General features: G+C 65.1%; 20 protein-coding genes. 9 read left to right on the top strand and 11 right to left on the bottom strand.

Going from position 1 to position 20,642, the window contains the following annotated elements:
- The 3 genes from QOD90_RS15835 to QOD90_RS15825 all read right to left on the bottom strand — a co-directional run.
- Positions 1 to 844, bottom strand: an 844-nt coding sequence (locus QOD90_RS15835; RefSeq protein ID WP_526351316.1) for a MaoC family dehydratase, incomplete at its 3' end; no start/stop codon positions are given.
- On the bottom strand, positions 844 to 2,391 hold the full coding sequence (locus tag QOD90_RS15830) for a class I adenylate-forming enzyme family protein (RefSeq protein ID WP_526351314.1): 1,548 nt from the start codon (positions 2,389 to 2,391) through the stop codon (positions 844 to 846). The genes QOD90_RS15830 and QOD90_RS15835, both read right to left, overlap by 1 nt.
- Before the next feature lie 14 nt (positions 2,392 to 2,405).
- Positions 2,406 to 3,638, bottom strand: coding sequence for a CaiB/BaiF CoA transferase family protein (locus tag QOD90_RS15825; protein WP_526351312.1), 1,233 nt, complete (start codon positions 3,636 to 3,638; stop codon positions 2,406 to 2,408).
- A 310-nt stretch (positions 3,639 to 3,948) separates the two neighbouring features.
- Between QOD90_RS15825 and QOD90_RS15820 the strand changes: the two genes are divergently transcribed.
- The 3 genes from QOD90_RS15820 (at position 3,949) to QOD90_RS15810 (ending at position 6,597) form a co-directional block, all read left to right on the top strand.
- Positions 3,949 to 4,731, top strand: coding sequence for an enoyl-CoA hydratase/isomerase family protein (locus tag QOD90_RS15820; protein WP_526351310.1), 783 nt, complete (start codon positions 3,949 to 3,951; stop codon positions 4,729 to 4,731).
- Positions 4,728 to 5,963, top strand: coding sequence for a CaiB/BaiF CoA transferase family protein (locus QOD90_RS15815; protein ID WP_526351308.1), 1,236 nt, complete (start codon positions 4,728 to 4,730; stop codon positions 5,961 to 5,963). Before QOD90_RS15820 ends, QOD90_RS15815 begins: the two co-directional genes overlap by 4 nt.
- A 220-nt stretch (positions 5,964 to 6,183) precedes the next feature.
- Positions 6,184 to 6,597, top strand: coding sequence for a hypothetical protein (locus QOD90_RS15810; RefSeq protein WP_526351306.1), 414 nt, complete (start codon positions 6,184 to 6,186; stop codon positions 6,595 to 6,597).
- A gap of 35 nt (positions 6,598 to 6,632) precedes the next feature.
- Here QOD90_RS15810 and QOD90_RS15805 read toward each other — a convergent pair whose 3' ends face one another.
- From QOD90_RS15805 to QOD90_RS15785, 5 genes are all read right to left on the bottom strand, one after another.
- Positions 6,633 to 7,049: an Rv2576c family protein gene (locus tag QOD90_RS15805; protein WP_526351304.1), complete on the bottom strand. Its 417-nt coding sequence runs from the start codon at positions 7,047 to 7,049 to the stop codon at positions 6,633 to 6,635.
- Positions 7,050 to 7,110: 61 nt separating this feature from the next.
- Positions 7,111 to 7,473 (bottom strand): hypothetical protein, encoded by a 363-nt coding sequence (locus tag QOD90_RS15800; protein ID WP_526351320.1) that lies wholly within the window; start codon positions 7,471 to 7,473, stop codon positions 7,111 to 7,113.
- A 185-nt stretch (positions 7,474 to 7,658) separates the two neighbouring features.
- On the bottom strand, positions 7,659 to 8,141 hold the full coding sequence (locus QOD90_RS15795; protein ID WP_526351302.1) for an Rv2253/PknI dimerization domain-containing protein: 483 nt from the start codon (positions 8,139 to 8,141) through the stop codon (positions 7,659 to 7,661).
- Between the two features lie 500 nt (positions 8,142 to 8,641).
- Positions 8,642 to 10,114 carry a WS/DGAT/MGAT family O-acyltransferase gene (locus QOD90_RS15790; RefSeq protein WP_526351300.1) on the bottom strand — a complete coding sequence of 491 codons (1,473 nt, stop codon included), beginning with the start codon at positions 10,112 to 10,114 and terminating at the stop codon, positions 8,642 to 8,644.
- A gap of 149 nt (positions 10,115 to 10,263) precedes the next feature.
- Positions 10,264 to 11,502 (bottom strand): MFS transporter, encoded by a 1,239-nt coding sequence (locus QOD90_RS15785; protein ID WP_526351298.1) that lies wholly within the window; start codon positions 11,500 to 11,502, stop codon positions 10,264 to 10,266.
- A 265-nt stretch (positions 11,503 to 11,767) separates the two neighbouring features.
- Here QOD90_RS15785 and QOD90_RS15780 point away from each other — a divergent pair, with 265 nt between their 5' ends.
- Positions 11,768 to 12,241, top strand: coding sequence for a hypothetical protein (locus QOD90_RS15780; protein WP_526351296.1), 474 nt, complete (start codon positions 11,768 to 11,770; stop codon positions 12,239 to 12,241).
- Here the strand turns inward: QOD90_RS15780 and QOD90_RS15775 are convergent.
- Both QOD90_RS15775 and QOD90_RS15770 read right to left on the bottom strand, forming a co-directional pair.
- Positions 12,238 to 15,156 (bottom strand): MMPL/RND family transporter, encoded by a 2,919-nt coding sequence (locus QOD90_RS15775; protein ID WP_526351295.1) that lies wholly within the window; start codon positions 15,154 to 15,156, stop codon positions 12,238 to 12,240. The two genes, QOD90_RS15780 and QOD90_RS15775, sit on opposite strands and share 4 nt — an antisense overlap.
- Positions 15,153 to 15,599, bottom strand: coding sequence for an MmpS family transport accessory protein (locus QOD90_RS15770; RefSeq protein ID WP_526351293.1), 447 nt, complete (start codon positions 15,597 to 15,599; stop codon positions 15,153 to 15,155). The genes QOD90_RS15775 and QOD90_RS15770 overlap by 4 nt, the downstream gene beginning before the upstream one ends.
- Positions 15,600 to 15,938: 339 nt before the next feature.
- Between QOD90_RS15770 and QOD90_RS15765 the strand changes: the two genes are divergently transcribed.
- Complete coding sequence (locus QOD90_RS15765; protein WP_526351291.1) at positions 15,939 to 16,613, top strand: VldE C-terminal domain-containing protein; 675 nt, start codon at positions 15,939 to 15,941, stop codon at positions 16,611 to 16,613.
- A gap of 6 nt (positions 16,614 to 16,619) precedes the next feature.
- Here QOD90_RS15765 and QOD90_RS15760 read toward each other — a convergent pair whose 3' ends face one another.
- Positions 16,620 to 16,751 carry a hypothetical protein gene (locus tag QOD90_RS15760; protein ID WP_526351289.1) on the bottom strand — a complete coding sequence of 44 codons (132 nt, stop codon included), beginning with the start codon at positions 16,749 to 16,751 and terminating at the stop codon, positions 16,620 to 16,622.
- 213 nt (positions 16,752 to 16,964) lie between these two features.
- Here QOD90_RS15760 and QOD90_RS15755 point away from each other — a divergent pair, with 213 nt between their 5' ends.
- The 4 genes from QOD90_RS15755 to QOD90_RS15740 all read left to right on the top strand — a co-directional run bounded on the left by QOD90_RS15755 (position 16,965) and on the right by QOD90_RS15740 (position 20,559).
- On the top strand, positions 16,965 to 17,726 hold the full coding sequence (locus QOD90_RS15755) for an ANTAR domain-containing protein (protein WP_526351287.1): 762 nt from the start codon (positions 16,965 to 16,967) through the stop codon (positions 17,724 to 17,726).
- Between the two features lie 187 nt (positions 17,727 to 17,913).
- Positions 17,914 to 19,083, top strand: a complete 1,170-nt coding sequence (locus tag QOD90_RS15750; RefSeq protein WP_526351285.1) for a glycosyltransferase — start codon at positions 17,914 to 17,916, stop codon at positions 19,081 to 19,083.
- A gap of 71 nt (positions 19,084 to 19,154) precedes the next feature.
- Positions 19,155 to 20,318 carry a N(5)-(carboxyethyl)ornithine synthase gene (locus QOD90_RS15745; protein WP_526351318.1) on the top strand — a complete coding sequence of 388 codons (1,164 nt, stop codon included), beginning with the start codon at positions 19,155 to 19,157 and terminating at the stop codon, positions 20,316 to 20,318.
- 79 nt (positions 20,319 to 20,397) lie between these two features.
- On the top strand, positions 20,398 to 20,559 hold the full coding sequence (locus QOD90_RS15740) for a DUF6307 family protein (protein ID WP_526351283.1): 162 nt from the start codon (positions 20,398 to 20,400) through the stop codon (positions 20,557 to 20,559).
- The last annotated feature ends 83 nt before the right edge of the window (positions 20,560 to 20,642 follow it).

Raw genomic sequence — 20,642 nt, 5'->3', positions numbered from 1 at the left:
CGCTGCCGGGCTTGTGTTCGACGCGCTCAACATGACCGTCGACGTGCAGGACGTCACCGACCCGCACGGGCGTGTAGTAGGTGAATTCCTGCTCGCCGTGCAGGATCACGCCCGCGCGTCCGTTTCGCAGGAGCCCAATCAGCTCGACCAACGAGGCGCTTCCCGGCGCTGCCTGCGGCTGTTGGTCACCGAATGCTCCCCAGTTCGCCACGGCGAACAGATACGTGGGTGGTATCGGGATTCCGTCGAGACCACAGGCCGCGGCTGCGTCGGGCGATTGGTATACCGGGTTGTCGTCGTTCACCGCGGTGGCGAAGACCTGGGCCGGCCCGCGCTCGACGGTCACCACGGCCGACGCCAGACGTCTACCGACCAATTCCGAGGTTGATTGGGTGGGCGACGCAGTGGACTCGGCTGATTCTCGCGGTCTGGGCGGTGTGCTCAGCGTGGCCGTTGCGCTGACGACGACGGCGGCGTCATTGCCGATCAGGCGGCACTCGAGATCGACGAGCACTCGGTCACCGTCTCCTCGCCTAGTTGCCACGACGATGTCGGAGGTGAGGGTCGTGCCCAGTGGCGCCTGAGCGCGGAAGCGGACCGCCAGTCGGCTCAGGGACTCGACGCCCGCGACGTCGGTCACTGCGGTAGCAAGGCACCCGGCGGAGAACATTCCGTGGGCGAATGCGCCCGGCATCCCGGCTGCCTTGGCAGCGGCATCGTCGTGGTGCAGTGGATTGAAGTCACCCGACGCGCCGGCATAGCGCACAACGGCGGTCCGTGTGACGTCGAATGTTCGTTCGGGAAGGCGTTGGCCGACCTTGAGCTCGACAACGGCACCAACCATCACGGTGTCCTTTCGCCAATGCCTGCGTTGCGAGAAGTCCATTCCTCTACCAGAGTTCGGCGCAGCACCTTGCCGATCTCGTTGCGCGGCAATTCAGTAACCGTCTCGATGTGCACCGGTATCTTGTAGCCGGCCAACCGGGTGCGCAGATCGGCGAGCACGGCGTCCGGCTCCAGGGTGGCCCCGGGGGCTGCTCGGGCCCACGCCATGGGCACGTCCCCTAGACGGCTATCGGGTACCCCGGCGACGCAGGCCTCCGCAACGTCGGGGTGCACGCACAGGGCCTCTTCGATCTCCTGCGGTAGCACTTTGAGTCCGCCCCGGTTGATTACGTCGGATGCCCGGCCTTCCAACCAGAGGAACCCGTCCGCGTCGAGGTATCCGATGTCGCCGGTACGCAGGAATCCATCGACGAGGTGCGCGGCTACTCCGGTGTCCTTCGTGGCGAACGGTGAGCGAATCCAGATCTCACCTAACTGCCCGGGTGGGAGAGCCTCGCCTGTGTCGCCGAGGATGTGAATGTCGATGCCCTCGTGCGGGCGGCCCACCGAGCCCAGCTTGTCATCGCCGTGCTCACGCAGATCTTTGGCCGTCCACCCGACGACTTCGCCGCCCAGTTCAGTTTGGCCGTAGCCGTTCATGACGCCGATTCCGAACTTCGCCTTGAAGGTCCGAGCCTGATGAGGGGTCAGGGGCGCAGTGACGCTGCGCGCCATCGTCAGTGGCGAGAGGTCCACGATCCGTGGGTCCTCGGTCAGCATCGACATCATTGCCGGCGCCAGGATTGTCGAGCGGATGTCGTGCTTGCGGACCAGCGTGGCGAACTGGACGGTGTCGAAGCGGTCCATCAGCACCACGGGGCTGCCCGCGCGTAGGGCAAACAGCACATTCCAGATGCCCGCCCACAACGCGAGGCTGGTCGGAATCAAGTTGGGCATTGAGCGGCGTGACGGTGCGCGAGTGCCGGTCTTGTTGGCGCGCAGGCTAGACAGCACGGTGTCGATCCCTTCGGCGACGCCGTCGTGGCTGAGAATGATCGGTTTTGCCGTGCCGGTGGTGCCCGAGGTCCGCATCACCAGCGCCGTACCCGCCGGCAACGATTCACCCGGCCAGGGCTTCGAGGCTGGCAGCGCGGTCCACAGCTGACCGGGGCCGCCAAGCACCCACGCGACGGTCGCGTCTACGCGTCGGACGCGGCGCGCGGCAACTGCAGTCGGCTGGGTCGCGATGAGCTGGGCGGCGATTTCGGCGTCGCTTAGTCGCCCGTTGATCGGGACGTATACGGCACCGACTAGCCAGGCGCCGAACATGACGCCCAATGCTGTCGCGCCTGATTCGACGACATGAGCGACCGGCTGGCCCCCGACGACGCCGCATTCGTGTAGCGCCTGCGCTACCCGGATGGCCTCCCGTTGCATCCGCGCGAGTGTCATCTCGCCGTCGAACCAGTACGCGATTCCGTCCTCGGGGTCGCCTGGATGTGCGAATAGGAAGTTCGCCAAGGCGCCAACGTCGTCGATGAATATGTCCGTCGGCGGAGTCGTCACAGTCCTGCCCTTCGTTAGGCAATGACCCGCTGCGCGCGCAGCGCAGCAAGTTCGTCGGGGGCTAGGCCAAGTTCTGCGGTGAGCACTTCGTCGGTGTGCTGGCCGAGCCATGGCACCGGGGTGTCCGGCTCGCTGCTCAGTGCCGACATGCGCACCGGGCTAGCCGGAACGAGCACCGGCCGGTCCGGCTGATCCGGTCGGTCGATGGACACCAACATCTGTCGCGCGGCCAGATGCGGGTCCCCGGCGACCTCGTCGTCACGTAGGCACGGCCCAGCGGCGATGCCGGCACCGGCAAGGACGTCACAGGCCTCGATCTTGGTCCTGGTGGCCGCCCAGCCCTCGATCGCGGGGACCAAGACGTCGTCCATGTGATCGATCCAGCCCTGCCGGCTGGCCAGGCGTGGATCCGCCAACCACTCGGGATGGTCGATGAGGTGAGCGAGACGTTCGAATTGGTGCTCGCGGCCCACCTGCAGGATGAACCACCCGTCCTTGGCCTGGAAGCCGCGCAGGATGAGCTGCCCGACGGTGCGCGCGCTTGCCCCCATGGACCAGAAGTTCGTGATGATGTCGGTCATCGCCACGACGCTGTCGAGCATCGCAATGTCGACGTACTGCCCTGTTCCGGTGATCTCGCGGTGGCGTAGCGCGGCGAGGATGCCGATGGTGGCGAACAGGGCCGCACCGATGTCGCCGAGCGCGCCGGCGGGTGCCGGCTGGGGCGGTTGGCCGTCTTGGCGTTTCATCTCGTACAGGCCTGACATGGCCTCGACGACCGGCGCGAACGCCGGCCATTCGCGATAGGGAGTTTCGACCGAGTTGCCGAATCCGGAGACCGACGTGTAGATGCACCGGGGATTGACGGCAGCGATGTCGTCGTAGCCGAGCCCGAGCCGGGCCATCGATCCCGGGCGACCGTTCTCGGCCACCACGTCGAAGGCCGGGGCCAGACGTAGCACCAGGTCGCGTCCCGCCGGGGTCTTCAGGTTGATGCACACGCTGCGCTTGCTCAGGTTGTTACGCAGGAACGTTGCGCCGACGCTCCGCCCCTGTGGATCGGCGATCGCAGGCAAGGACCCGCGGGCCTGATCACCGCCGCTGATGGACTCGATCTTGACGACGTCGGCACCGAGCCGGGCGAGCAGCTGCGTCGCGAAGGGCAGCGCCTGCATCTGCTCGATGGCCAGAATCCGTATCCCGGACAGCGGCTTGTCCACGCCGGCAGTCGATGGAGCCTGGGTCACAACCGCAGTTTAGAATATTTTTTATATAATCTACAAACTGACGGGAAGGACCCTAGAGGCAGAAGTGATGTCGCCCGCAACGATTCGCCAGGGACGCAGGTGCGGCGTCCGAAACGTTCGCGTCGATGTTCAAGTCAATGCGCGCAGTTTGCGCGCCGAATCGTTGACGGGGAGACACAATCAACGCGGACACTGACAGCGCCGAAGCGGCCAGTAGGTTGCCAGAACCATGTAGATCTGACCGGCGTCGGGACCGTCGCCTCTTGACGAGAATCCCCGACTCGTCGCCGACACCACAGGAGGGTCACCGATGACCGATACACCGCACGCGCACCTCGCCGAGCAGGACGGCATCCTGACCCTGACGTTCGACCGGCAGGACAAGTTAAACGCCGTCAGCGGCCAGATGATCGGACTGCTCTGGGACGCGGTGCGGGCGATGGAAGCTCGCGACGACCTCGCCGTGCTCGTGATCCGTGCGGGCGGGCCTTACTTCACCGCGGGAATAGACATCTCAGGTATCGACGTCTCCGAGCGCACCCCGTCGCAATACCGTCGCGATTGTCGCGAGATTTCGTCGCTCTATGATGCCTTCGAAGCGCTGGACAAGCCCATCGTGCTGGCTGCCCAGGGTCACTGCTTCGGCGCCGGTGTGGAAATGGCCGCGTCGTGTGATTTTCGCTTCGCCTCACCGGCAGCGACGTTTCAGCTTCCGGAGATCAACCTTGCGGTGATTCCCGGTAGCGGCGGAATCAGCCGGGTCGCGCGACTGGTGGGTCCGCAGTGGGCGAAGTGGCTCGCGATGGCCGGTCAGCCGGTCGACGCCGAGCGGGCGCTCGCGATCGGATTCGTGCACGACGTGTACCCCGAAGACGGCTTCCACGACCGGGTCCACGCATTCGCCAGGCATTTGGCAGGGCTACCGAGACAAGCGGTCGGCGTCGCCAAGTTGGCGATCGAGCTCTGTTCAAGCACCGACTTGGCTTCCGCTCGCCAGGCGGAGCAGCTCGCCAATGCCGTGCTGGCACTTGGTGATGAGCACAAGCAACGGGTCGAGGGATTCAACGAGCGCAGCCGGAAGCGTCGGGAATGAGCGCGCCTGCCATCCGTGGCGGAGCGAACGCACCGCTGGCCGGAATCACCATCGTCGCGCTGGAGCAGGCCGTGTCTGCGCCGATGTGCACGCGCGTGCTCGCGGATTTCGGCGCCCGCGTCATCAAGGTGGAGAACCCCAAGGGCGGTGACTTCGCCCGGGATTACGACGACGTCGTGAACGGCCCGAACGGTCTTGCGGCCCATTTTGTTTGGGCGAACCGCGGCAAGGAGTCGCTGACGCTAGACCTCAAGTCGAACTCCGGCATGGACATTCTGCACCGCCTGCTGGACGGTGCCGACGCAATGGTCTCCAACCTTGCTCCGGGGGCGACCGCCAGGTTGGCGCTTGAGGCAGCGGACCTACGTGAGCGGCACCCCAACCTGATCCCGGTCGAGATCGACGGGTACGGCCCGGGCGGGCCGTTGTCGCACAAGCGCGCCTATGACCTGTTGGTCCAGGCGGAGGTCGGCGCGTGTGCGGTCACCGGTCATGCGGCCATGCCGGCCAAACCCGGTCCTCCGGTAGCCGACGTCTCGGCCGGCCTCTACGCGGCTCTGTCGGTCATGGCGGTGCTGATCGGGCGGCTACGTGGAGGTGGCGCCGACGGGGCCGCGCCGTCCGTGGCGGTGAGCCTCTTCGACACGATGACCGACATCATGGGCTATCAACTCACTCACGCCCAGCATTCCGGGATGGACCAACCACCGCTGGGCATGAGCTCACCAGCAGTTGCACCGTACGGCGCATTCGGCACCCGCGACGGTCAGACGGTGGTGCTGGGAACCACCAACGACGGGGAGTGGCAGCGGCTGGCGTCCGACGTCATCGGCCGAGCAGACCTGGCCGCCGACCCGCGCTTCGCCACCAACGCCGAGCGCTGCGCCGGTCGCGACGTCCTCGACGAGGCCATCGGATCATGGTGTGCCCAGCATGATCTCGTCGACATTCAGAGTGTTGCCGACGAAGCGGGCATCGGGAACTCCCGGTATAACACGCCCAGCGAGGTGGTCGCACACCTTCATCTGAAGGCTCGTGAGCGCTGGCGGTCCGTCGATACGCCCAAGGGTGAGATCGCGGCGCTGCTGCCGCCGCCGGTGATCTCCGGGTTCGAACAGCCGATGGGCGCGGTGCCCGGGCTGGGTGAGCACACCGATTCCCTTCTGCGCGAATTGGGTTTCGCCGAGTACCAGATCGACGAGTTCCGCCGCGACGGGGCGATCGGGCGGTAAACCGATAACCGGCCGGTCCTGCTGACGAAGCCCGCGGCGCGGCGGTCCGTCTCCGATCGCATCCCGAATTAATCTAGCGCGCAGCGATTTTCGGAACGGGAGATCGACTGACCGGAGTCGCGGGCGGCGGCGGGCAGCATCGCACACCCACCTGACATCAAGTCGCAGATGCGGAATTCCGTTCTCCGAGAACATGAATTCGCTTACATGTTGTGCCAGAATGGGTTCCGTGAGAAGAACAGCGTCGGCCATTTGCGGATCGCTCACTGCCGGGCTTGTCTTGGCGGCACCGGTATCGGCGGATCCCGCGCCGCCACCAGACCCGGCGGTCTCGGCCGTCTGCAACGACGCCTTCTGCACACCCGGGATCGCGGGCAACGTGGTCCTCGGTGCGTCTTGCGACGACCCGTCCTACTACGTGTTCGGTACCACCTCATGGGGGCGGCTGGTCTTCTGTGGCTCGCCGCGTCGATACGCGCCGCGTTACTTCCGGGCGATGCCGATGGTCGGGATCAAAGAACTGAACACCGACTGCAGCGGTCACGAGAACGACATGGCGCAGGCGCCCGACGGGTTGTTCTTGGACTGTACGATCCAGAACGGCGCGCCGGTCTGGATCCGCGGGGACGCCTGAGCCACTGGGGATTACGCGACTCAGATGGCCGGCGGTCACCAGGTCCGCAGTGAGCACAGCGTGCCCTTGGGGCCTTGGGCGGTCTTGACGACCGCGCCGTCCACTTCGAGGGTGCAGTGGAAGTTGGGTGTCACCGGGTTGATCCCGCTGGTGGCCGAGACCATTGCCCACTGGTGTGGGTCGGCGAGCGCCACGTCAAGGGTCCAGCCCTGGCCCGGCCCGACCTGCGCCTCGACTTTGGGGGTGTACACGTACGGATTGTGACTGTAGATCGCCCAGTTTGGGGGATCGGTGTCGTGGTAATAGATGTCGGCCAACCACGGTGTCTCCGAGGTGATCGTGTATCGGACGTGATGCAGGTCTTCTGCCGAGGCGACGGGGGCGCCGGCGAGGATGGCCGCAGACACGGCGTACACCGATGCGAGGCCCGCTACCGTTCGTGTCGGAAACATCGTCCTCCAAACTTGGTACTCGGTTGCGGGGCCGACTGCTCGTTGGCACGTTCGCTGGCAATCACATGCGCGACAACGTGAACGGGTAGTTGAACGAACCCCCGGGCGCGCCTCCACAGCCGGTGTCGAACGAGGATTGCATCGACCCCGCCAGGGTCGTGGCATCCCAGGTGTAGACGTCGTGGGTCGGGATGGTCGGGCCGTAGTAGACGTTGTCGCACCGCAGCCCGAACGGATCGTCGACGGCCAGCGTGTATTGCCCGCCGGCGAGAGTCGCCTGCCCGGTGTAGTTGTAGGCCTTGGCGATTGGTTGAGCTAGCGCATAGACCGACATGCAGTTGCTCCCGCACGATCTGACTGCCCAGATCCAGGTGTGGAAGTCGTAGCGGTCCGGGATGGCCACGCCGTAGTTTCCGGACGCCATGGCGCTGGCCGCTGGGGCAAAGCCCAGGGCTGCCGCGGCAAGCACCGTACCGGCCAGTGCTGCCGCACCCGTACGAATACGCGTTCCCATGGCCGAAGAGCGCCTCGGGCGAGCTGTCGTCATGTGGCCTCGAATCCACTGCATGATTGGGGGAGTGACATTTCTGCGACGCCGTCGGCGCGGCCCTAAGCGATTCGCTGCAGTCGCATCGGGATCACGATCTTCAGTGGAAGATTCTTCCCGCACGATCCGCTGTCGGTTGTGGTGGATTCGGTTCCGGCGAGCACGTCGACGTTCCCGGTGTTGAGGCCGTTGTCGTCGACACCGTAGAACAGAAGCACTTGGCGTCCGGTTGCTGCGCCGCCGGTTTCGCACGGTGCCCAGTTCGCCAGTTCGCGTCTGACCATCCAGGTGCTGTCGCGGTACTCCAGTGTGGCGGCCCACCCTTGATCGCTGGTCACCTGACCGGTGCAGGCGGCAGAGTTGCTGCAGGAGGAGGTGATCCGCCAGGTGGAGCGCACGACGGCTTCGTTGTGGTAGGAGTCGTTGCTCTTGGCCCGTTCGCCGTTGGACAGAACCGAATACGTACCGTTGAGCTCGAAGCCAAAGGTGGAGGCGCGCGCAGCCGGCGTCGTGCCGATCGTGCCAAACGTGCTCAGCGCGGCCACTCCAAGAATCGCACCAACAACCCGCATGCAGCGCCTCCAAGACTCGGTGGGCAAGCTTTCGAGGCTGACGACAACACTCCCCGACCTAGCAGTTATATAGAATATATAACATCACACTTGCGAAAGCCGCAATGTGTCTTGGATCGGAGGTCATGATGAGCCAGTGCCCTGGATGCCCGATCTCGCTACTGTCATGCTGATTCTCGTTGCGTTGGCCACAATCGTGGGCGCTACGATTTGGAACCTCGACAGGTTTCGCAACCACGGTGCCGATCCTTTGGTCAGTCCGGCTTGGACCATCCTTTTGCGGCCGTCTCAGCGTTGGCACACGAAGAGGCGGTCGAGGCCAGACGTCTCACCGTGTATCGGCATTGACGACCGCGGGTGTGGAAATACCGCAACTGATGGGGACACCTAGGCGCCCCGCGCACATCCCGGATCGTGGCAGGTAGACAGCCAACGATGGACGGAATTGCCGGATGGTCGTCGGCGCACTCGGGTCAGCGGGCGGCGAGTAGTTCGTCGAACGCGGTCTGCATGCAGTCGGCGTAGTGGGCGGGGTCGGGTAGCGCGCTGCGGTCCGCGGTCGCCCCGATCGAGATGGTCCCGTTGTAGCTGGCCACGACGTGGAACAGGTTCATGCCCCCGATCAGCGGACCCATCCCGGTGACATGTTGGAGTCGGGCACCGGCGAAGTAGATCGGTTGCGTCGGTCCCGGCACGTTGCTCACCGTGGTGCTGGCGACGGTCGGAGCGGAGAACGGCATGGCACTGGCAGCCTTGACGGTCAGCCCGAGCAACGTGGTGGGCACCACGCCCACCAGTTCCATCAACCGGGAGCTGCCCTCGGAATCGGCGTTCTCGCGGAATGCCGAGGTCTCGTCGACGATCGCTTCCAACCGTTGCAGTGGGTCGGCGATCGAGGTGCCCAGCGGGTGCAGCCTGCCGAAGAGCCGGTTGCCGCCCGCACCCCGCTCGTCCGTAGACCGGATGGACGCCGGGCAGGCGGCGACGAGACTCTCGTCAGGCAGTTCATCGTGACTGTCGAGGTAGTGGCGAAGCGCGCCGCCGACGTAGGCCAGCGTGACGTCGTTGATCGTCGCCTTGGGCACGCGGGACTTGATGCTCTTGAAGTCGGCGAGGTCGTGGAACCGGGCCTCGAACACCCGATGCGGGGTCGCCGACCCGTTGAACCGAGTGCTAGGGGCGAACAGCGAGCCACTCCCGGGGGCCAGTGCCGAGGCCACACCGGACGCCAGCGCGCCGGGCAATGTGTGCAGCTGACGGATCGCGGTGAGTGCGGTCGGAAGCAGCACCTTGCTCACTTGCAGTGGATACAACGCGATGTTCGTCGCCGTGCGAACGACCAGGTCCGAGGTCGAGGGCAGTCGGCCGGGCTTGAATGGATGGGCTGGCGGCGCAGGGCGGGGACCGTCGGCGGCGAGATCGTGCATGGCTGCCATCAGCTCGACGCTTTCCATTCCGTCGACGACGCAGTGGTGCAACTTGAGCGATATCGCGAACGATCCCTTCGGCACCCCGGGCACGGCGTTCAGTCCTTCGATCACCGTCATCTCCCACGGCGGGCGGCGAAGGTCGAGCTGGCGCCCGTGAATGCGGGCGATCTGGATGCACAATTGGCGCCAGTCGCCGGGTTGCGGCAGGGCAATGTGACGGACGTGGTATTCGAGGTCGAAGTCTGGATCCTCGACCCAGTACGGCATGTGCAGCCCGCCGGGCAGTTCGGTCAGTCGCCGACGAAAGGTCGGAGCGAGGTGCAGTCGCGCGTCGATCTCCTCGAGGATGCGCTTGAAGGTGACGCGGCCGTCGGGCGCAGTCGACTGGTCGTAGATGAGCAGCATCTGGATCTGCATCGGGGTTTCGGGCCGTTCGGCACGCAGCATCATGTCGTCGGTCCAGCTCAACTGCTCCACGTGGCTTCCGGTTCCCTTCGCCTCGAACCCAGTCGACACGCTTGGCGCGCCGCGCGTGGCGGTTCGGCGAAATCGCCGCGACGATAGACCTGAAAAGTCTTACGGCATGGCCGATTCGCGCGGATGGATGTTTCTCCGGCCGTACGGAGAGACGATGCTCGGATAGCCTCCGCCCGGCCTCGGGCAAGTTAGTTCACTGTGCGGCGCGGGAGCGAAAACGTTCTGGGATCACCGCGTTTGAGCCTGTGCCGCGCGTTGAGGCCAAGGACAGCCAGCACGACGGCGCTGGCGCCGAACCAGAACATCGTCGGGACCGGCCCGTACATGTCGGCTGCTTGGCCTGCCAGCACGACCGGCAGTCCGAAAGCCGAGTAGGAGACCAAGTAGATCGACGCGACGACGGCGGCACGCTGGTGGGCTTCCGTGAGCGGGATGATCAGGCGTAGTGCGGCAGTGAACGACGCCCCGAAGCCGGCCCCCGTGATGGCTTGCCCAAGGATCATCGTGGCAAGGCTTCCGGCGGAGACGCCGCCGACCATGCAGACAACCCCGAGGACGGATGCATGGATACCGGCGATCATGGCGTATCGCGGATTGACCCTGACCATGGCCAGTCCGACGAGCGTCGAGGTCGCGGGCGCGACGGACCCGGACAGTCCGTTCAGCAGGCCGCTATCGATTCCAAAAACACTTCGCACCAAGCTCGGAGCAACTCCGCCCGAGAGTGCTGAGATCATCCAGATCGCGGCCAGCGCGGGAAGCGCTGCCATGAATTCTGGTCGCGCGTTGAGCGGGACGGCGACACGCGGACCATGCGCCCGCTGGGCGCCACGAACGCGAGTAATCGTCTCGGGCGACATAGCGATGACGCCGATCCCCAGGACCGTCAAGCCTGCCAGGCTGGCAAAGACGATGGTGTTCGCGTGGGTGGTGAGTTGGATTGCGGCGCCGGCCAGCAAGGATCCGGCACTTAGTCCGCCGGTTAGGCCGACGCTGCCGATCGTGGTCCCCAACCCCTTGCGGCTCGCCGGCGAGAGCTCGACGAGCGCTGCGGTGAAGGCAGGTGTGGCCGCGCCGGTGGCGAAGCCGCCGATGATGCGGGCGGCGATCACCCATCCGACGTCGGGCGCGACGAGGAACACGAGATTCGATGCGAGCTGGGCGATGAGGGCACCGATGAGGACGGGGCGGCGGCCGACACGGTCCGACAGCGACCCTACGGCGAGGACTGCGACGAGGAATCCCAGGGCGAACACGGCGAACGCCGACGTGAGAACTGCTGCGGTGAAACCCCATTGGTCCCGGTAGGTCACCAGCAGCGGCATCAGCGCACCGGCCGCGAGATAAAAACTCGTGAACGCGACGGCCGATCCTGCCAACGCCCATCGTCGGTCGAGCCGAGTCCTCAGCCCATGCGGATGGCTCATTCGACGGTCGTCACGATGCCGGTGAAGCGGTTCACAGTGGTTCCTTCGTCGGGCTTCGCGACTGCTGCGGAAGCTCGAACATGACGCTATGTCCAGATTGGCATGGACCTTTAGTCCAATTTCGTGCCAAATGAATGGGCCACTTCCGACGAGCCCGAGCCTGGGGAATATCTGAGACCCACCTGAGTGTCGTTAGGAGAACTATGTAGTTAAGGTAACGTTTTCGGGGTACTCGATATCCCGGGTCTCGTAGCGAAGGAGCGACATGGTGAATTTCGCCCCGTGGGGTCTTCTCACGATCCTCGCTGGGGCGATGGGGTTGTCCTTCGCCACCTGCGTCTTCGTGTATCTCCGACGGTTGGAAAACCGAACTCCTGCGCCAGTTGGCGAAGAAGTCGGCGCCCACAAGGCGATTCTGGCCAAGCTGCGCAACCGCGAACCGATGTCGCAGGATGAATTCGACTACGCGACCGAGCTGGTCACCGACGCGCGCTCACCGCTCGCGTTGGCCATCCCCGCCACCCTCTTCAGCATGGGGTTCTTCTACGTGGTGGGTTGCCTCTACGAGCTGCACGTCTACGGTGGCGACCCGTCCTTCCGAACGTTCGTCGGCGGAATCCCCATGCTGACGTCGATGAACATCGCGGCTCAGCTGCGCAGGGTGGCACGACTGAAGAAGCATCTTCCGCACGTCTCGCTGAAGGCGCCCGAATCGTCGGACGAGCTCGTCAACGCCTAACGGCGTGGACTCGACTCGGACGCGACCGCCGGGTCGCCGTCCTCCCACAGCAGCAGCTGACGAACCGCTGCCCGTGATCCGTACGGCTGGAGCATGCTGCTGGCGGGGCGCGGGCGCACCCTCAGCGGCCACCAGAACCACCGCCCGAGCAGCGCGGCGATCGACGGCGTCATGAACGACCGCACGATCAGTGTGTCGAACAGTAGACCGAGGGCGATCGTCGTCCCGATCTGACCGAGGATCCGCAAGTCGGCGAACACGAAGGACGCCATGGTGGCTGCGAACACCAGGCCGGCGGCGGTCACCACCGAGCCGGAACCGGCCATCGCACGGATGATGCCCGTGTTCAGGCCCGCGTCGATTTCCTCCTTGAACCGCGATATCAGCAGCAGGTTGTAGTCCGAGCCGACGGCCAACAGCAGGATGACGGCCAGGGCCAACACGATCCAGTACAGCTGGATGCCGAGGATGTCCTGCCAGATCAGCACCGAAAGTCCGAACGACGCACCCAATGACAATGCAACCGTGCCCACGATGACGAACGCAGCCACCAGCGAGCGGGTGATGAACATCATGATGAGCATGATCAGGCTTATCGCGGCGATGGCAGCGATCACGAGGTCGTACTTGGCGCCATCCTGAATGTCCTTGTAGGTGGCCGCAGTACCCGCGAGGTAGATCTTGGAGCCCGCAAGAGGCGTGCCCTTGACGGCCTCCTGCGCCGCATGCCGGATGGAGTCGATGTGCGAAATGCCTTCGGGCGTAGCGGGATCACCGTCGTGGGTGATGATCAACTGCGCGGCCTTGCCGTCCGGCGAGAGGAACAGCTTCAGCCCCCGGGCGAACTCGGGGTTGGTGAACGCCTCCGGCGGCAGGTAGAAGGAGTCGTCGGTCTTCGATGCGTCGTACGCCTGGCCAAGGGCGGTGGAGTTCTGCAGTGCCGCCGTCGACTGGTCGTTGATGCCCTTGTTGGTGGCGTAATTCGTCATCGTCAGGTCACGGTTGGTCTGTTGACTGGCGATCTGAGGCGGGATCAACGCGAGCAGTTTCGGTTGCAGCGCATCCAACTTGGCGATGCTCCCCGCGACGTCACCCAGCTGGTCGGTCAGCGCGTCGATGCCGTCGAGTGAGTCGAAGACCGATCGCAGCGCGGCGCAGGACGGGATGTCGAAACAGTGTGGCTCCCAATAGAAGTAACTCCGCAGGGGCCGGAAGAAGTCATCGAAGTCGGCGATCTTGTTGCGCAGGTCCTGGGCTGTGGCAACCGTCTGCGCAAAGGCCTTGGCCTGCTCGTCGGTGACGGCGCTCGACTGTTGTTGCAGCGCATACTGTTGCCGCAGCACGTCGATCGAATTGTCGATCACGCCAACCTGTTTGAGCAGATCGTCGGCACGGGCCTGCTGAAAGGGCAGGTTTTGGATCTGCGCCGAGCTTCCCGCGCTGATCTGAAACGGGATCGACGTGTGATCCAGGGGCGTGCCCAACGGCCGCGTGATGGCCTGCACCTGGGCAATCCCGTCAGTGTGGAACACGGCCTTGGCGACCCGCTCGAGCAGGATCATGTCGGTGGGATTGCGGAGATCGTGGTCGGCTTCAATCACCATCAATTCGGGATTCAGCCGTGCCTGGGAGAAGTGCCGCTCCGCGGCGGCGTAGCCGACGTTGGCCGGGGCACTGGCAGGCATGTAGGGGCGGGCGTCGTAACTCGTCTCATATCCCGGCAGGGCGAGTAGACCGATGAGGGCGATACCGACCGTCGCTACCAGAATGGGTCCTGGCCAGCGCACGATGGCCGTCCCGATGCGTCGCCAGCCCATGGTGTTCATCGGGCGAGCGGGTTCGAAGAGACCGAAATGCCGGCCGATGGAGAGCAAGGCAGGCGCCAAGGTCAGCGCGGCCAGCACGGCGACCAGAACGCCGGCCGCAGCGGGAATCCCCAGGCTCGAAAAGTAGGGGAGCCGAGTGAAGGTCAGACAGAACACCGCGCCGGCGATCGTCAGGCCCGAACCCAAGATGATGTGCGAGGTGCCCCGGTACATCGTGCCGTAGGCCGTTACCCGATCCTGTCCGAGGTGTCGCGCTTCGTGGAAGCGACCCAGGATGAAGATCGCGTAGTCGGTTCCGGCCGCGATGACCAACAACGTCAGCAGGTTGGTCGAGTACGTCGAAAGCTCGATGACTCCGGCGTTCGCCAGCACGGCGACGACTCCGCGGGATGCGGTCAACTCGATCATCACGGTGAAGATGACGAGGAACACCGTGGTGAGACGGCGGTAGATGACGAACAGCATCAGGGCGATCACCCCGAGGGTGATCAGGGTGGTCTTCAGGGTGCCTTGCCTGCCCACCTCGAACTGATCGGTGACCAGGGGCGCGGCGCCGGTGACGTAGGCCTTCACCCCCGGCGGGGGCGGCGAATCGTTCACGATGTTGCGGATGGAATCGACCGACTGATTGGACAGCGACTCGCCCTGGTTGCCGGCGAGGTTCACCTGCAACAAGGCCGCCTTGCCGTCGCTGCTCTGGGAGCCGGCCGCCGTCAGCGGATCCCCCCAGAAATCTTGAACGTGCTCGACGTGCTTGGTGTCCTGGGAGAGCTTCTTCACCAAGCCGTCGTAGTAGTGGTGCGCGTCCGCGCCGAGGGGTTGGTCGCCCTCCAGGACGATCATCGCCGCGCTGTCGGAGTCGTACTGTTGAAACTTCTTGCCGATCTCCTTGCTGGCCTGAAGCGATGGCGCATCCGCGGGGCTCAGCGACACGTTGTGGGCTTCGGCCACCTTCTCCAGCTGCGGCACGAAGACATTCGTGACCACCGCTAGCGCCAGCCAGAACAGCACGACCAGCGCGGAGAGCCGCCGGATCGTGTGCCCGACGCGGTCGGTCCTCGTCTCGGCTTCGGCCTGGTGGGCGCTCATCCGGACTTGTCCAGGCAGAAGGTGTAGGCGTTCAGGGTATTCACCGACCTCTCGTCCTTGACCGCGTCGTCGATCTTGATTCGGCAGCCGATCGAGTTGCCATCGCCCTGGGCGGAGACGTTGACGAATACCGCGGGCTGGGTGGTGGTTGCGTCGTAGGCCCATGGCAGCGTCACGTCGTCGGCGCGCTGCGGTTGGGCATTGACGTCCAGATAGCTGATGGTCGCCACGGTCCCCGGCGGGCCGAAGACCTCCAAGACCACGTGCTTCGGGTTGAAGGGCACGATTTCGTTCGCGCCGGCGCTCGGGGTCGACGTCACGTCGTGCGAGGCGAAGATGCCGTGCAGGCGATACACCGCGAAACCCGCCACCGCGACGACCAGGACCGCGACGAGCAGCATCCACCGGCGCTTTAGTGAGGCGCTGAGCGAAAACTGCTGCATCCGTGACCCTTTCGGCGACAGGGACGCGCGCGCGGACGGTGAGAGATCTCCCCCGACGGGCGGTCCTTAGATCAACTAGGTTGACAGTACGATATGACAACTGACGCCACAACGACTACTCCACGGCATCGCGCCGGGCGAGTCTGGCAATGAACGGGGTTCGCCGCGGTCGTCATTGTTCGACGAGTTTTCGCCCGTCGGTAATCGGCATCTCCGCAGTTCAGCGCGGTCGTTTAACGGGCTTGCGACCCATTTCGCGGCCGCCATTCAATAGCAGATCACGATCAGATCTCGGAAAGATTACTGTTTGTGCGCTGTGAGCTCGTAAAGTGCTCTCTCGTGGGCAGGCATCAGTTAGCCAGGAGTCGGCGGAAACCGCCGGTGCTCCTCGCGGGGATCGTTGCCTCGTTTGCCGTCCTCGCCGCGGCAGGTGGCAGCGCCTACCCGGTGGCCGTCGAGGAGCAGCCGAAGCCGGTCGTACAGACCGTGTCGACCTGCTGCATGGAGGTCGTCGCGGCGTCGAACGCGGGGTATTCGTCGCGGCCGGCCGCCATGGCACTGTTCTCCTCCGCCCCGCCCGCGCAGATGGCGGCCGCGCCGGAAGCGGCATCGCGGTGGCGGGTCATCGACCGCGCCCTTCCGATCGGCATCGCCCCGGAACGCGGTCTGCAGATAGCCACGATCTTCCTGGAGCGCAGCATCAGCGTGCGGTTCCCCGAGATCCACGAGATCGGCGGCGTTCGCCCCGATGCGCTCAGGTGGCATCCGGAGGGCCTGGCGCTGGACGTGATGGTTCCCAACCCGGGCTCGCCGGAGGGCATCGCACTCGGCAACAAGATCGTCGCGTACGCGCTGGAGAATGCGGCCCGGTTCCGATTGCAGGACGCGATCTGGCGTGGCATCTACTACACGCCGAGCGGTCCGCAGAGTTCGGGTGCCGGCCACTTCGACCACGTCCATCTCACGACGCTCGGTGGGGGTTATCCCACCGGTGATGAGATCTACTACCGCTGACCCGTATCAGCGCTTCTTGCGGATGGCGTCCTCGGTGGCCGACGTGTTGTCCGCCTTGGTGCGCTTTTCGGCGCGTTTCTCCTTGAGCGACTTGCCGGCCTTCTTGGACATGGCCGATCTGGGGGACTTGTCAGACATCGTTGGCCCTTTGAATTGGGGGGCCTGAGTGGTCCCGATTCCCCGACCATACGCGTGCACTGCGCCCGTTGGCGTGCGCGACGTTGAGAATCATTCCGCGCCAATGGGTTTTGCCCACTGTCGAGGGAGCGCGCTGCGCAGGGTGGCCACGGGCATAGGGTAGGAGTCGTCTCGCTGCGGTTTGCGGCACTACACGGCTGGGCAGGTACGGGCATGGCGGAAGTCACCGCAGAAGATGCCGACGCAGCTGATCTGCGGGCCGGTATCGACGCCCTGGCCGGTCTGCTGGCAGGCAGCCTGGGCCTGCCCGAGCTGCTGACGCAGGTGGCGGCGTTCACCTGCCGCGCGATTCCTGGGGCCGACGGCGCCGCCGTGACGATGCTGCGGGTCGACACGACGGACACCACCGTGGCGGCCCTGGCGGCCAGTGCACCGTTCGTCGCCGCCATCGACGAGATTCAGTACGTGACCCTCGACGAGGGTCCGGGTGTCACCGCGGTGCGGGAAAGACGCGCGGTGCGTTCGGGCTCGCTGGGTGGGGAGAAGATGTGGCCGAGGTTCGGCCCCCGCGTCGGCAGGATGGGCGTGCACAGCGCACTCGCGTTGCCGCTGCTGTTGCCGGATCGCGTCGTCGGGGCGATCAGCGTGTACGCCCGCGAGAAGGACGTCTTCGATCAGCACGCGGAGGAACTGGGCGACCTGTTCGCCCGACCGGCGGCCGCCGCGGTCCACAATGCCCAGGTCCTCACCGAGGCGCTCACCCTGAACGTCCAGCTGCGGAGCGCGTTGTCATCGCGCCCCGTGATCGACCAAGCCATCGGGATCATCCGCGCCCGAACGGGCCGCAGCGCCGAGGAGGCATTCGTCCAGTTGCAGGCGATGAGCCAGAGTGAACACCGTAAGCTGACCGATGTCGCCGTACTCGTCGTCGACGAGGCTGTGCGTCGCGCGCAGGCTCGAAACAGGGCGCCGTGAGAACCTTCCGCAGGCCATCTAGCTGTGCGAATGGTCGGCGTCGGGCATCTTGAGGCGGGCTCGAGTGGTAAAGTCGAGGGCGTTGGGAACCCAACCAGTCCGGGATTGAGACAGCTGTCCGCCGCTGTTCTCTCCGAGCAACCGCTCACGCCGGGCACTTCGGTGAAATCCTCCAGTAGGGACCACCTTGAACGCTCCATACCGTTTTCCGTCCTTCGCTGGCCGCGTCGCGCCCGAACGCAGTTCCACTCCGAGCTTCGGCATCCTCACGACCTTTCCGCCGACGCCCTGCGGGCTCGCGACGTTCAGCGCCGGGTTGTCGCAGGGCTTGTCCGCCAAGGGGTCTGACGTCAGCATCGTGCGGGTCGCCGACGGGTTGGAGTCACCGAACCCCATGGTCAGGGGACAGCTCGTCAACGGGTCCGCCGCGTCGGTCGCCGAATGCATCGACTTCCTCAATCAGCGCGACGTCGCCGTGATTCAGCACGAGTTCGGCACTTACGGCGATGACGACGAGGTGCTGCACATCGTGGACGGCCTGCGCGTCCCAACCATCGTCGTCGCACACGAAATCCCCAAAAGCCCTACTGCACGCCAACGTTCAATACTCGAGGCCATGGTGGCCGGCGTCGACCGGGTGGTCGCCCTGTCCGAAGCCGCCGCCGAGCGATTGCGCAACGAATACTCCGTCGACCGTCACAAGGTCACGATGATCGCGCGAGGAGCGACGCTTCCGACGGTGGCCCCACTCAAGCGTGCCGGCCGCCCGACCCTGTTGTCGTGGGGTCTCATGCGGCCGGGCAAGGGCGTCGAGCGGGTCATCGATGCGATGGTTTCGCTAAAGGAACTCCGTGGGCAGCCGCGTTATCTCGTTGCCGGCCAAACGCATCCGAAGGTGCTGGCTTCCGACGGCGAGGCCTACCGTGAGGAGTGCGTCGAGCACGCCAAGCGTCGTGGGGTCTCGACCTCGGTCGTCTTCGAACCAGCCTTCCGCAGCACGGCCGGATTGTCGGCTCTCATCCAGACGTCCGCGGTGGTCGTATTGCCCTATGACTCCACCGATCAGGCCAACTCCGGCGTGCTGGTCGACGCCATCGCGGCAGGTCGGCCGGTCGTTGCGACCGCCTTCCCGCACGCGGTCGAGCTTCTCGGCAGCGGAGCAGGCGTCGTCGTCGAGCACGGCGATGCCGATGCCCTTGCATTCGCCCTGCGGCGAATGCTGACCGATCCGCGGCTGACCGGCGACATGGCCGCGGAGGCACGCCGATTGGCGCCGACGATGGGCTGGCCCATCACCGCAGGCGCCTATCTGACTCTGGCTCGCCAGATACTCGTCGAGCGGGCGGCGCTGGTCTGACGTAACTTTCGGCGATGGCCGATCGCGTACGTTCTAGCTACCGAGTCGGCATCCCGGCTTCGGGGATGACCATGCCTCGGGAGGGCCAAGTGAGCGGACTCAGTCTCGGCATCATTGCCGTCACTCACAAGGAGAACGAGCACCGGCTGCCGATACATCCCGAGCACCTCGACCGCATCGACAAGAGCGTCATCGGCCAGATCTACCTCGAACGCGGCTACGGCGAATACTTCGGGATCTCCGACAAGAAGCTGTCGCGGTCGGTGGCGGGGTTGCGGTCGCGCGAAGAGCTGATCGCCGAGTGCGACGTCATCCTGCTCGCCAAGCCGGACGCCGACGACCTCGCCGAGCTTCGCGACGGACAGGTGCTGTGGGGTTGGCCGCACTGCGTGCAGGACGCGGAGTTGACGCAGCAGGCGATCGACCGCCGCCTGACGTTGATCGCCTTCGAGGCGATGAACCTCTGGCGCAAGGACGGCTCCTTCAAACTGCACGTGTTCCACAAGAACAACGAGATGGCAGGCTACTGCTCCGTCCTCCATGCGTTGGAGATCATCGGATCGACCGGTACCTACGGACGTCGCCTGCGCGCCGCGGTGATCGGCTTCGGCGCCACTGCCCGCGGGGCGGTGACGGCGCTGGCCGCCATCGGGGTGCATGACATCGACATCCTGACCAATCGCAACGTCTCCGAGGTGGCGTCGCCGATTCACTCCGCGGAGATCGTCCAGTTCGAATCAGAAAAGGACGGTGCGAGTTTCGCGCTCACCGACGACGGCAGAGTCCCGCTGGCCGGATATCTGGCTGAGCACGACATCATCGTGAACTGCGTGCTGCAGGATCCCAACGCACCGCTGATCTTCCTGGACGAGGCCGACCTCGAGACCTTCCGGTCGGGGAGCCTGTTCATCGACGTATCCTGCGACGCCGGGATGGGTTTCAGCTGGGCGGTGCCCACGACCTTCGACGACCCGACGTTCACCGTCGGCAACAACATGACCTACTACGCCGTCGACCACAGCCCGTCCTACCTGTGGAACGCTGCCACCTGGGAGATCAGCGAGGCGTTGATCCCTTATCTGCCAACGATTCTGGGCGGGCCAGAAGAGTGGGACGACGACGAGACGGTGCGCCGCGCGATCGAGATCCGCGACGGGCACATCGAGAATCCCGACATCCTGGCGTTCCAGGACCGTGCGCCGGAGTACCCGCATCCGCGTAAGGACCCTCACTGACCTGCGATGGCGTACCGTCACGGGTATCGAGCCGCCCGGTTTCTCCGGGTCAACATGCTCGACTGAAAAGGACATCACGATGGTTTCGCCCACGAAGATCCGTTCCCCCTACGAGAACCGCCTCGATTTGATCAGGACGACGATCACGGCTCATTCCAAGCTCGACGACGACGTGGCGGGGGAACTGGCCGTTGAGGTTCTCAGTGCGCTGAACTCGATTCCTGCTCAGAGGGTGCGCTGACCAAGGCTCCAACGTCCTCGGCTGAGGTGATGTAACTTCAATCGACACAGCGACGAGGGGTGCTGCGCCGAGGAGTAGACGGT

The organism is Mycobacterium sp., assembly GCF_032161845.1.
Lineage (GTDB): Bacteria > Actinomycetota > Actinomycetes > Mycobacteriales > Mycobacteriaceae > Mycobacterium.
Note: the sequence above shows the minus strand (reverse complement) of the source record. Positions and strands in the feature narration are given on the sequence as shown.